Source organism: Undibacterium sp. SXout7W (assembly GCF_049339385.1).
Classification (GTDB): domain Bacteria; phylum Pseudomonadota; class Gammaproteobacteria; order Burkholderiales; family Burkholderiaceae_D; genus Undibacterium.
In genome coordinates this window covers 1-12,610 of sequence record NZ_JBMPPF010000023.1, presented here as the reverse complement: position 1 = coordinate 12,610, position 12,610 = coordinate 1, and the positions used below count along the sequence as shown (strand labels likewise).

The 12,610-nt window shown below is 46.7% G+C and carries 6 protein-coding genes and 2 tRNA genes; 5 read left to right on the top strand and 3 right to left on the bottom strand.

The genetic code is table 11. The features are described 5' to 3' along the window. Positions 1-35: 35 nt before the first annotated feature. On the bottom strand, positions 36-617 hold the full coding sequence (locus ACO0LB_RS18310; RefSeq protein WP_423051716.1) for a DJ-1/PfpI family protein: 582 nt from the start codon (positions 615-617) through the stop codon (positions 36-38). Between the two features lie 379 nt (positions 618-996). Here ACO0LB_RS18310 and ACO0LB_RS18305 point away from each other — a divergent pair, with 379 nt between their 5' ends. Beyond that, positions 997-2,307 (top strand): diguanylate cyclase, encoded by a 1,311-nt coding sequence (locus ACO0LB_RS18305; protein WP_423051714.1) that lies wholly within the window; start codon positions 997-999, stop codon positions 2,305-2,307. A gap of 357 nt (positions 2,308-2,664) precedes the next feature. On the opposite strand, the gene ACO0LB_RS18300 is transcribed toward ACO0LB_RS18305, so the two are convergent. Continuing rightward, a complete protein-coding gene (locus tag ACO0LB_RS18300; protein ID WP_423051712.1) occupies positions 2,665-6,009 on the bottom strand; it encodes a S41 family peptidase in 3,345 nt (1,114 codons plus the stop codon). 314 nt (positions 6,010-6,323) lie between these two features. Continuing rightward, positions 6,324-8,426, bottom strand: a complete 2,103-nt coding sequence (gene uvrB / locus ACO0LB_RS18295; RefSeq protein ID WP_423051710.1) for an excinuclease ABC subunit UvrB — start codon at positions 8,424-8,426, stop codon at positions 6,324-6,326. 226 nt (positions 8,427-8,652) lie between these two features. Here uvrB and ACO0LB_RS18290 point away from each other — a divergent pair, with 226 nt between their 5' ends. The 4 genes from ACO0LB_RS18290 (at position 8,653) to ACO0LB_RS18275 (ending at position 12,532) form a co-directional block, all read left to right on the top strand. After that, positions 8,653-9,867: an aromatic amino acid transaminase gene (locus ACO0LB_RS18290; protein ID WP_423051708.1), complete on the top strand. Its 1,215-nt coding sequence runs from the start codon at positions 8,653-8,655 to the stop codon at positions 9,865-9,867. 53 nt (positions 9,868-9,920) lie between these two features. After that, positions 9,921-9,996: transfer RNA gene (locus ACO0LB_RS18285), tRNA-Asn, on the top strand. Positions 9,997-10,073: 77 nt separating this feature from the next. Beyond that, a tRNA-Asn gene (locus ACO0LB_RS18280) sits at positions 10,074-10,149 on the top strand. A 370-nt stretch (positions 10,150-10,519) separates the two neighbouring features. Then, positions 10,520-12,532 carry a methyl-accepting chemotaxis protein gene (locus ACO0LB_RS18275; protein WP_423051706.1) on the top strand — a complete coding sequence of 671 codons (2,013 nt, stop codon included), beginning with the start codon at positions 10,520-10,522 and terminating at the stop codon, positions 12,530-12,532. The last annotated feature ends 78 nt before the right edge of the window (positions 12,533-12,610 follow it).

The following is a 12,610-nucleotide window of genomic DNA, read 5'->3' as shown; positions in this document are numbered from 1 at the left end:
CGATATCCGATGATGATTATACGGTTCGCTGTCGCCTATAAGTGAATTTGCGTACCCAACAGCGCCAGAAATTGCGCCATCCATGCTGGATGTGCTGGCCAGGCCGGTGCCGTCACAAAATGCTGATCCGTCACCGCCTCGGTCACAGCGATTGCCGCATAATGCCCGCCCGCTGCCTCCACTTCTGGCTGACAGGCAGGATAGGCGGAGCAACGAATTCCTTCAATGACCTTCGCCGCAGCAAGTATCTGCGCACCGTGACAAACGGCGGCAATCGGTTTTTTATTCTGTGCAAAATACTGCGTAATCGCAATTACACGGGGATTCAGGCGCAGATACTCTGGCGCTCTCCCACCTGGAATCAGCAAAGCATCATAATCCTGCTCATTGATCTGGGCAAAATCATGCGTAATCGTAAAGCGATGCCCTAGTTTTTCAGTATACGTCTGCTGCCCTTCAAAATCATGGATAGCGGTGGCAACAAAATCACCAGCTTTTTTATCAGGACACACGGCATGCACCTGATGCCCGACTGCCAACAATGTCTGGAACGGCACCATTGCCTCGTAATCCTCAACAAAATCACCTACCAGCATAAGAATTTTTTTGCTTGCCATGATGTCTCCTGAAATCGTTATAAGGGATTTGATTGTTGAGCAAATTCAGAGTCATGTGGTAATGACAGGTTACTACATCAATGTGCGCGCTTCTTGATCTGATACATATTGCCGTAACGAAAGGTCGCTAACATTGCATTTGTCATATGAAATGTGGCTTGAGTAACATGAATGGTTTGGGAGTAGATTCAAAAAAAACAGGTATGAGATCAATGATTGCGCGACACGGTATTGCATTCAAAAAAAACAGAAAAACACGTTTGCCATAAATAATTAAATCTACTATGCAAAGTACCGATTGAACTCAGATAAAATCGACCAACACAACGCGACATCAACGATCGTACCAACAGCAAGGCAACAGAAGAGCGGAGAGCTTATGGCGGAAGCCGGCGTACTATATAAAAACAAGGTCATGTTACTGGCTCAGACTTTTTTCATTAAAGATAATAAAGACGAGTTGTTACTATGTGCTCACAAGTACGATTATGATATTCTGTTTTTTGATCAGATGAGTGATTTCGTCAGAGCAGTAGAACACTCTGACGCATACCATCTGTTCGTCATAGATCTCGACGTGCTATACAACATGCAAAATGATATGCAGCAACAGCGGCGTCAAACCATGTTCCTGAGTGACCTGCTTGAACGCCTGCCTGCACATCATGACTACGTCTATCTGCAAACCGTGCGTCAGGGAGAACGTTTCCTGTTGCAACAAAAACTGGTCGACAGCAATTGTCTTGCTTATGCCGAAAAGCCCATCGCCAACGATGTCCTTGTCGATAAACTGTTCAACCTGTTCAGCTTGCAGAAGCGCGACGAATCCAACACCCTCATCTACCTTGGCGATCAGGTTCCCTTGAATGCGACATTGCTGGCACAGCAACAGGTTGACCTCATACACACTCAGGATGCCCGTACGCTGCATGTCCGCGTCAAAGAAACACTGCCTGATATTGTGCTGATCGACGAAGCGCAATACCAACACACAGAAGCACTGGTGCGCGTACTGAAAAAAAACATCGAGTTCGATCCCGGTCGCGAAATCATTATGCTGCAAAAAAATCCGGATGCGCAATTAGCCAGACAGGCGCTCGACAGTGGCTTTGATGAAATCATGACCCTCAATGATGAGGAGATTCTGACTCGCTTATTACTCAACCGCATCAATAAAATTCGCTCCAGCAAAGACCTGATCAGTCGTGACAGAGCGACAGGATTACTGAATAAAATCGGTCTGCAAAGAAAAGCGCAAGAATGGATACGTCGCGCCAACCGCACCGAAACTTCGCTCGCTTACGGCGTGATTGATATCGATAAATTTAAAGTGATCAACGACACCTGGGGTCATTATTTTGGCGATATTGTCATCAAACGATTATCGCTGCTGCTGTCATCACAATTGGGAGAACATGATTTACTCAGCCGGTTCGGTGGCGAAGAATTTGTCGTCGTATTTTGGAATTGCTCACTGCAACAAGGAAAAGAAAAACTCGACATCATGCGCGATGCGTTCGGCAAAGTGATTTTTGAAGTCAAGCCAGGGGAGCATAAAGCGTTCAGCTTCAGCGCCGGAGTCGCCGCGTACCCCGCCTGCAAAACAGAAAACGATTTATTTTTACAGGCGGACGCCATGCTGTATCTGGCCAAACAAGGTGGTCGAAACCAGGTGTGTATGAGCCAGTAACAATGCGCGAAGATACTGGCAGAGGAAAGATAGAGGTCAAGACGAACAAACAGGATTTACGCATAGCTGCCGCAACAGCGTTATGGCTGCTGGTTGTACAACACAGTAAATTTTGTAAAGGTTCGGCATAAGCCGCTACAGCGCGGTACAGGCCAGACAAACACATACTGCCCTCGCTGCCATGCCTTGCAGGAACAATGTTGCGTCAGTTCTATAAAAAAATCCCGGAATACATTTGTTCCGGGATTTTTTTATTGGTACTTCCTGCTTCCTGTATTACTTATATTGTTTTTGCGCAGCGACTCTCATTTCTGATCCTGACAGAAATCGAAACAGATCGCTGCTATACAGATCAGATTATTCTCCTAATTTTTGGGGCATAGGTGGAGAGGATAAAAGTTTCACATCCTTATAGGATTTCAGCTTATCCATGACATGCAGGATGGCGGCATCCAGCTGCGGATCATGACCACGATTGACTTCCAAGGGATCGAGATCAACGTCAATGTCCGGCGTCACGCCCTCATTTTCAACACGCCACTCGTTATCCGGCGTAAAGAAACGGAAAAACGGGACGACAAGATTACCACCGTCGATCAAATTCGGATTAGCAGAGATGCCGATTAAGCCCCCCCAGGTTCGCTTGCCGATCAACGTACCCAGCCTTAAACGTTTGAATGCATAAGGTAAAAAATCCCCGCCCGATCCGGCATCCTGATCAATCAACATAGCTTTAGGGCCATAGATGGCGGCACCAGGTGTTTCATAAATCAGCCCATCGCGATCTTTCCAACCGGCCAGATATGGTCGACTCAGTACATCAGTGATGTAGTTGGCAGCCTGACCACCACCATTTCTGCGCTCATCGATAATCAGAGCTGACTTGTCTGCCTGAGCATAAAACATGCGGTTGAAGTACTGATAACCATCCGCTCCTGTATTGGGTAGATAAACATAGGCCACTTTACCGGCTGTTTTTTTCTGTACGTAGTCGCGATTTTTTTCCACCCAGTTCCATTGACGCAGCTCCGTTTCACTTGCCACTGGCTGCACAATGACCTGATGTGTCTGTTTATTCGCCAGATCACGGGCAAGCGTCAAAGTGACTTGTTTGCCTACCGTGTTTTCCAGTAGTGAATACAGATTTGTTTTGCTGTTCACAGTCTTGCCGTCTATCGCGAGTAAATAATCTCCCTCCCGGACATTCAGCCCAGGTACGGCCAAAGGTGCGCTCAGGAACGGATTCCAGCGATCTCCCCGCAGAATATGCTTGATCCGCAGATGCTCTTTGTCAATCATAAAATCCGCACCCAGCAAACCAACAGCAACCGCGGATTCCTGATGTACATCGCCGCCGCCCACACGATTATGTCCGACCTGCAATTCACCAATCATCTCGACCAGCAAATCATTCAAGTCTTCCCTTCTTTGTACATACCGAAGTAAAGGATGGTATTTCTGATACACCTTGTCCCAGGCGATTCCATGCAAATTGGCATCATAGAAAAATTCTTTTTCCATCCACCATGTTTCATTGAAAATCTGTTCCCATTCGGCACGTGGATCAATTCGCATTTTCAAGCCGCTCAGATTGATTGGCTTCGTTTCTATTTTCTCGACCGCATCCGTGATCTCGAGTTTTGATCCTGTATATTCCAGCAGCAGCTTTTTGTGATCGGCACTCATGCTGTAATCATGGATTCCCGCCTTCACCAGTTTTGCCTTTTTGTCTTCCATATGAAAGCGCATCAGGTTTGCAGTATTCCGGCTACGATCCGGTGGTGGTTCGTTGCTGGCGCCCGGCTGCGGCCGCTCGAGAAAAAATAACGCACCGTCAGAAGCTACGGTCAAATGTTGATTATTTTTTTCTGCCACAGGCAACGCTACGATGCGCTGCTGAATATCGGTCAGATCGATCCGGACTGGCTTAGTATTTTTTATTGCCGCATCGTCTTTTGGGGATTCGCCTTTACTCTGCTCCGCCTTTTCATCGCCTTTCGCGTCTGCTTTTTTATCGCTAGCGGCTTTGTCGGCTTTATCACCTGATTTCATGTCTTCATCACCGGACTTCGGCAATAAAGGGGATTTGCCATCGGCCGCCAACACAGCGACATACAGACCATTGCGCAACGGCCGCTCCTGAGTCGACATATCCAGTCCGACATGGGTTGGCCCCGCATTGATTGAAGCCGTGAAATACAGATAATCCTTCGGTGCAAATACCGGGTTACCGGCATCACTCAAACCGTCCGTCAGAGCCGTGCTTTTACCATTCTGAAAATCATACAATTTGATTTGTGAAAAATGATTAGCGCCAGTCACTGTGTACGCCAGCCAGCGACTGTCACTGGAAAAAGAAACAGTAAAATCTGCGCGCCGTGCGCTTTCATCGAGGCGAATAATTTTCCCCTGAGGCAGATGTAATGCGAACAAGTGCAGATGATTATCCTGAAACACGATCATCTGGCTATTCGGTGCCCAATCGAGCAAGGTGTAGTAACCCACTTTCCCCAAGGAGTATGTGCGGACAGCATCGTTTCCCAGTTGGTCACGCACTACAATCTGATGCTCCATACCCACATCTGACAGGTATGCAATCTGCTTACCATCCGGACTCCAGATCGCATCTTTTTCACGCACGCCAGAGGTTTCCGTTAAATTACGTACGGAACCATCCTTGACTGGAACGGTGAATACGTCACCCCTTGCTGTAATTGCTACACGCTTCCCCGTAGGTGACAGGCTGGCCGAGGTCAGGTTGCTTGCAACGTCTTTCCATTGTGGCCGCACTTGCATCGCCTGGCTCGCCTGAGAGCCCAGATCAATATGAATAGTTTTGCTGCGGCCGGTACGAGTATCGAGCTCCTTAAGCACTCCACCTGCTTCATAGACAATCGCATGATCGAATCCACTCAAGGTACGAACATCCCACTGTGTCTCTTTCGTCAGTTGTTCAACCTGCTTGGTTTGCCGCCGGTACACAAAGACATTCGCGGCGACATTATCACGATCAGAAATGAAATAAACATCATCACCAATCCAGACTGGCGATTTATCACTGGCATTCACATGAGGAATTTTTTCCAGCTGATTTCCTGTTTTATCCAAGATCCAGATAGGCGGCGTTGTTCCTCCACGATGCTGGCGCCAGCCGCTGGTTCCGGCATAGGCCTGCGGAAAAGGTCTGTACGCGAATAACTTGCCATCCCCTGACCAGTTCCCCTCCAGCGCAATCGCCTCCATCATTTTTTGCTCAAAACCTCCGTCAACCGGCACCTCAAATAACTGGGTACTCCGACTATTTGCAATTTCACGCGCAGAAGAAAAGATAATTTTTTTACTGTCCTGGCTCCATCCAACCACGGTATCAACACCCGGATGCCAGGTTAATCTTCTGGCCTCGCCTCCATCGGCAGGCATGACATAGACATCGGTATTTTTGTCGTAGGACGCAGAAAATGCCAGCCACTGACCATCAGGTGAAAATGAAGGGGCAAATTCTGCTGCTGCGTGCGTGGTCAGCCGCACAGGATGTTGCCCATCTCTGTCAGATAACCAGATGTCACCGCTGTAAACAAACGCCAGATGTTGGCCTGATACGCTGGGCTGCCTCAACAGCAGCGTATCTGCATGTGCTTGCGACAGTGCAAAACAGACACCAGCCACCAGACTGGCGATCATTTTCTTTTGAATATGCCGCATTACTGCTGCCTCCTTATTGATATAGAGCCGGATACGTGGGTGAAATCGCCATACGGACGAGATGACAGCAACGATAGAGTCCTAAAAAGAAAATTAGTTCTGGATTTGCCACATCAAGTCAGCAATCGTCATGAGTAACCTGCTATCGCGACTGGTATACCAGCGTCGTTACCAGAATATACTTCAGTTTTAAACATTAAAAAAACCTCTCAAATGCAAGTGCACAAGAGAGGCTAATTCAGGTAAGCCGGGCTAACCAGTAAAAATTTATCTGGCGTAAATCAATATTCAATTCATCGCCGGTTGACGGAAAATCACCGTGCAATCACTGATATCGCGTCGTGACCACCGGCACCAAACAATAATTCTTTCAGATGCGCGAGCTGATCACGTACCTGGGCTGCCTTTTCAAACTCTAAATTTTTAGCATGATCCAGCATGAGTTTTTCCAAGCGCTTGATTTCACGACTGATCTGTTTTTCACTCATCACTTCATACTTGGCCTGCTCCTGAGCAACGGCTAAATTATCTCTGGCTTCCTGTTGATGATAGACGCCGTCAATAATGTCCTTGATTTGCTTACGAATACCGGTTGGAGTGATATTGTTTTCCAGATTAAACGCCAATTGCTTATTGCGACGGCGTTCAGTTTCTCCCATGGCACGGCGCATGGAATCAGTGACCTTATCCGCATATAAAATCGCTTTGCCATGCAAGTTACGCGCAGCACGCCCGATGGTTTGAATCAAGCTGCGCTCTGAACGTAGGAAACCCTCTTTATCTGCATCAAGAATCGCTACCAGCGACACCTCTGGAATATCGAGTCCCTCCCGCAAAAGATTAATCCCGACCAACACATCAAAAGTCCCAAGGCGCAGATCACGAATAATTTCGACACGTTCGACAGTATCGATATCACTATGTAAGTAGCGAACCTTGATCCCATTTTCACCTAAAAATTCTGTCAGTTGTTCTGACATGCGTTTCGTCAGAGTCGTTACCAGCACACGCTCATTTTTGCTGACCCGATTGACGATTTCATTCATCAGATCATCGACCTGCGTTAATGCCGGACGTACTTCGATTTCCGGATCAACCAGTCCTGTCGGACGCACGACCTGCTCCACGGTCTGGTCTGCATGAGTGTGTTCGTAATCCCCTGGTGTGGCGGAGACAAATACAGTCTGCCGCATTTTGCTTTCAAATTCAGCGAATTTCAAAGGACGATTATCGAGCGCGGAAGGAAGGCGAAAACCATAGTCAACCAGATTCGTTTTACGTGCACGGTCGCCGTTGTACATCCCATTTAATTGCCCAGTCAACACATGGGACTCATCCAGAAACATCAGTGCATCGGCAGGGAGATAATCCACCAGCGTAGGCGGCGGCTCCCCTGCTTTTGCGCCACTCAGATGGCGGGAGTAATTTTCAATGCCTTTGGTAAAACCGATTTCGGCCATCATCTCCAGATCAAAGCGGGTACGTTGCTCAATACGCTGTTCTTCTATCAGCTTGTTTTCGCGACGGAAAAAATCAAGTCGCTCCCGTAGTTCCTCTTTGATCGTTTCGACGGCACGCAAGACGGTTTCACGCGGAGTCACGTAATGCGAACCAGGATAAACCGTAAAACGGGCAATTTTTTGTTTAATACGCCCTGTCAGGGGGTCAAACAATTGCAGATTGTCGATTTCGTCATCAAACATTTCCAGCCGGACGGCAAGTTCCGCGTGCTCTGCCGGAAAAATGTCAATGGTATCGCCGCGCACCCGGAATGTACCGCGCCCAAAATCAATTTCATTGCGGGAATATTGCATCTGTATCAGACGGGCAATAACATCTCGCTGACTGACTTTGTCCCTGGCACGCAGGGTCAATATCATTTTGTGATATTCGTTAGGATTACCTATACCGTAGATAGCTGACACTGTTGCAACAATAATCACGTCCCGGCGCTCCATCAGCGATTTTGTACATGACAAACGCATCTGCTCTATATGTTCATTAATGGCAGAGTCTTTTTCGATGAACAAATCCCGCTGTGGGACATAGGCTTCTGGCTGGTAGTAGTCGTAATAAGAAACAAAGTATTCCACTGCATTGCGTGGAAAAAACTCTCTGAACTCGCTATACAACTGCGCAGCCAGGGTTTTATTCGGCGCAAAGATAATCGCCGGACGCCCGGTGCGGGCAATCACGTTTGCCATGGTGTAGGTCTTGCCTGAACCGGTCACACCCAGCAAGGTCTGAAAAAAGAGACCATCATTGATCCCTTCTTCCAATTGTGCAATTGCCGCAGGCTGATCTCCTGCGGGCTGAAACAATTGATAGAGCTGAAATGGTGAATTAGGAAACGATATAAATTTTGCTTCATCTAATTCTTCAGATAAAGCAACTGAATTCACAGGAGCGACCGCCATGGTACCCATACCTTTGTTAAAATTAGGGGCTGTAATAAAATTTACGTAAAATAGTGCTCGACAGTGTTACCCACACAAGTATCTGACGCAGAATTCGTCTTATCTGACGTTCTCCGCTGCGGGACAATCTGCAGAACCGATTTTACGTAAGTCGAATGTAATCCGCATTTTGTATTATTCCAACCTTTACTGTCGGTGACGACAGACTACTTTCCATATTATCACGATGACTGCTCCAGCCTCTTCTCCTCTGTTTTCCGCCATTGAAATGGCTCCTCGCGATCCAATTTTAGGCATCACCGAAGCCTTTAACGCGGACAAAAATCCTGCCAAGGTAAACCTTGGTGTTGGCGTGTACTACGATGACAACGGCAAAGTACCATTGTTGGAATGCGTAAAAAAGGCAGAAGCAATTCTGATCGAAAAGTATGCACCACGTACTTATTTGCCTATTGAAGGTCTGGCTGCTTACGATAAAGCAGTACAAGAACTGGTATTTGGTGCTAATAGCGCCGTAGTGACTGAGAAACGTGCCATTACAGCGCAAGCCATCGGCGGAACAGGCGCATTGAAGCTGGGCGCAGATTTCCTGCAACGCTTTGCTCCTGACGCACAAGTCTGGATCAGCGACCCAAGCTGGGAAAATCACCGCGCCCTGTTTGAATCAGCGGGCTTTACTGTCAACAACTATCCTTACTACGACCCTGCAACACGTGGCGTTAATTTTTCCGGCATGCTGAATTGCCTGAATACAATGCCATCCGGCTCTATTGTGTTGTTACATGCATGCTGCCACAACCCAACAGGCGCTGACTTAACAGAAGAACAATGGACACAAGTTATTTCTGTCGTCACAGAGCGTGGCTTGATCCCTTTCCTTGATATGGCATACCAAGGCTTCGGTGATGGCATTGAAGCAGATGGCAAGGTCGTTCGTCGTTTCGCCGAAGCTGGTGGTGCATTGTTTGTCTCCAACTCTTTTTCTAAATCCTTTTCACTGTATGGTGAACGCGTAGGCGCACTGAGCATCGCGGCCTCCAGTGCAGACGAAGCAGCCCGCATCATGTCCCAACTGAAGCGCGTCATTCGTACAAACTATTCCAACCCACCAGTGCATGGCGGTCAAGTAGTCGCTACTGTTCTCTCCACACCAGAGCTGCGTCAGTTGTGGGAAGAAGAGCTGGCAGGTATGCGTGTCCGTATCCGCGAAATGCGTAATGCTTTTGTCTCAAAGTTGAAAGAAAAAGCACCAGGACACAACTTTGATTTTGTGATTCAGCAACGCGGCATGTTCTCTTACTCAGGATTGACCAAGGAACAAGTCGGCCAACTGCGCGATGGCAATTCCATTTATGCCGTGGATACAGGCCGTATCTGTGTCGCAGCGTTGAACAGCAAAAATATCGACAACGTTATTGATGCGATTGCCAAGGTTCTGTAAGTAGCCAAGGGATTGACAATACGACCTCCCGAGCCTATAATGTTTGTCTCTGTTCCCTGATAGCTCAGTCGGTAGAGCGACGGACTGTTAATCCGCAGGTCCCTGGTTCGAGTCCAGGTCGGGGAGCCACAGAATTTAAAGTAAGTAGTGAACTTAATAAAAAAATCACTACAATAAAGTTTAATGAAGATCACCAAATCTTCTATTCCCTGATAGCTCAGTCGGTAGAGCGACGGACTGTTAATCCGCAGGTCCCTGGTTCGAGTCCAGGTCGGGGAGCCAAATTTTGAAGGGCTTAACTATATTGTTAAGCCCTTTTTCTTTCTACGTCAGCGAGAAAGAAAATGAATATCCAAAATGATTAATCCTGAATTGCAAGGCAGGACGCCATTATTTTGAATGTTTTGTAAGGCTCAGCGCAGTTGCCTTTTCCGAAGCGCTTCAATCTCCCGCATTGAACTCCCCGACTCTCATTACCAATGTCTTGGCACTGATGTCGATCTACGCATGTCCATAGAGTAATTATTTTTGACATGTAGTTATTCCAATAAAATATCTTCTTGTCATAACAAAGTCACAATCCATCGTTAATCTTGCCTAAAATCAACATTCTCCATTTGTATTTAGAAAAGAAATAACAGTGTTCACATTCATGACTCCCGCTGTACGACTGATGCATTTTTTCCGTATCAGACAAAAATTTGTACTCGTTGCACTCGCCTTTGCCATACCGATTGTTGTCACACTCGCGTTCCTGATCAAAGATATGCGCGCAGAAGTGACATATGCCAGAGATAAACAAATCGCGATCAAGCAAATACAGCGACAGCAGCACCTGATCCTGCTGCTCCAGCAACATAGATCACTTCAGCATATGAAACTGATCGGTAATAAACAATTGAACTCATTACTTGGCACCTTGGAAACTCAAATAGGCCAAACTTTATCGGATACGACTACAACGAATCAGATACAGGCCTCATGGAAAACATTGGTTTCCAAAACGGACGATCTTAAAGCGGTCGATAGTTTTCAACAACACACAACGTTGATCAACGCCATCAACTCACAAATCAATCAACTCGCAAATACCTCTAAACTGGCACTGGATAGCGACCTGTATACGCATCTGCTGGCCAATCTGTATTTGATCAACATTCCTCAAATCACGGAAAAGATTGCGACAATGACAGGGCGTGGCGCAGCTTATATTGATAGTGGCTTACTGGAAGGCGGGGAAGATGTGATGCTGAATTCCCTGCAAATGCTGACCAGATATGAGCTGGAGCAACTCCCATTGCAGTTGAAATCACTTGAAAAACAAAACCAGAATCATCAACAGAACAAACAACAATTTGCAGAAGTAGAAAAAGCAATTGAGAGTGCTCGAAAGTTTCTGGACCAATCTCAAGACCAGGTACTTGCATCCGTCAATCAAACATCCGGCAGCGCTTTTTACGCTGCGGGCAAAGACACATTAATGCAACTGGTAAAGTCGAATGACCATATTTCAGCGGCCATTGATGATGTGCTGGAGCAACATATTTCCGAAGTAAACCAAGACAATCTGCAAAAAATAATACTCATTATTATTTTATTATTGGCAGCCAGTTATTGCCTGGCAGGTATATATATCGCCATGCTCAGAGATCTATCAACGCTGACAAACATCATTGCCAATACTGCTGCTGGTGATCTGCAAAGTAATGTCACAAGTAACGGTAAAGACGAGTTGTCGCAATTGATTAATGCAGTCATGAGGATGAATCAAGGCCTGAGCAAATTGGTTAATAACATTCGCTCTGGTGCTGAAAACATAAATCTGATTGCACATGAAATTCACAATGAAAATACCGATTTAGCCGACAGAACTGAGAATCAGGCTGGCTCCTTACAACAAACTGCAAGTTCCATTGAGGAACTGACAGCGACAATTACGGAAAATGCCCACAATCTGGGTCAGGCAAACCAATTAATCACTACCTCTGCGGAACGGGTACAACAAGGTTTGGTAGTAATGGAAGACACCATTGTATCCATGCAAACAGTGACTTCAAGCTCACGTAAAATTTCTGAAATCATTGGCGTCATGGATGGCATTGCATTTCAAACCAATATTTTGGCATTAAATGCAGCGGTAGAAGCAGCGCGCGCGGGTCAGGAAGGACGAGGATTTGCCGTTGTAGCATCAGAAGTTCGCAACTTGGCTCAACGTAGTACTGAAGCAGCAAAAGAAATCAAGGCATTGATTACTGCATCCAGTCATGCTGTCCAACACGGAAGCCGCATGATAGACAGTGCTGGCACGACCATGAGAGAGATTGCCACAAACGTTGATCAGATTACAGGTCTGATCAAACAGATCTCAATTGCTGGCCAAGAGCAAAGCGCGGGAATTTCTGTTGTTAATAGTGCGATTTCAGAGATTGATCAAATCACTCAGCATAATGTCGCACTGGTGGAGCAGGCAAGTGAATCAACAGAAAAACTGGAAGAGCAAGCAGCCTCATTGAATGCCGCTGTAAGTGTCTTTAAAACCAGCGAATCAAATAAGGATGTTCACTTACACCTTATGGATCATTCACAAACATACCATACGCTCAAAAAGGCAATCACCGTAACCGCCCGGCGAACTCATGTTGACCGAACGACTTTATCGTGGTGAGAATTATTGTACGGTGGCCCAGCGATGCGGGAGCAGTTGGCTAATTTGACTAAACGGTTGTAGCGGCAGCCGTTCCAG

What these genes read in the sequence shown, in the direction of transcription:
- ACO0LB_RS18305 (WP_423051714.1), top strand. Translation starts at nt 997, where the DNA reads ATGGCGGAAGCCGGCGTACTATATAAAAACAAGGTCATGTTACTGGCT.
- ACO0LB_RS18275 (WP_423051706.1), top strand. Translation starts at nt 10,520, where the DNA reads ATGACTCCCGCTGTACGACTGATGCATTTTTTCCGTATCAGACAAAAA.
- ACO0LB_RS18290 (WP_423051708.1), top strand. Translation starts at nt 8,653, where the DNA reads ATGACTGCTCCAGCCTCTTCTCCTCTGTTTTCCGCCATTGAAATGGCT.
- uvrB (WP_423051710.1), bottom strand. Translation starts at nt 8,426, where the DNA reads ATGGCGGTCGCTCCTGTGAATTCAGTTGCTTTATCTGAAGAATTAGAT.
- ACO0LB_RS18310 (WP_423051716.1), bottom strand. Translation starts at nt 617, where the DNA reads ATGGCAAGCAAAAAAATTCTTATGCTGGTAGGTGATTTTGTTGAGGAT.
- ACO0LB_RS18300 (WP_423051712.1), bottom strand. Translation starts at nt 6,009, where the DNA reads ATGCGGCATATTCAAAAGAAAATGATCGCCAGTCTGGTGGCTGGTGTC.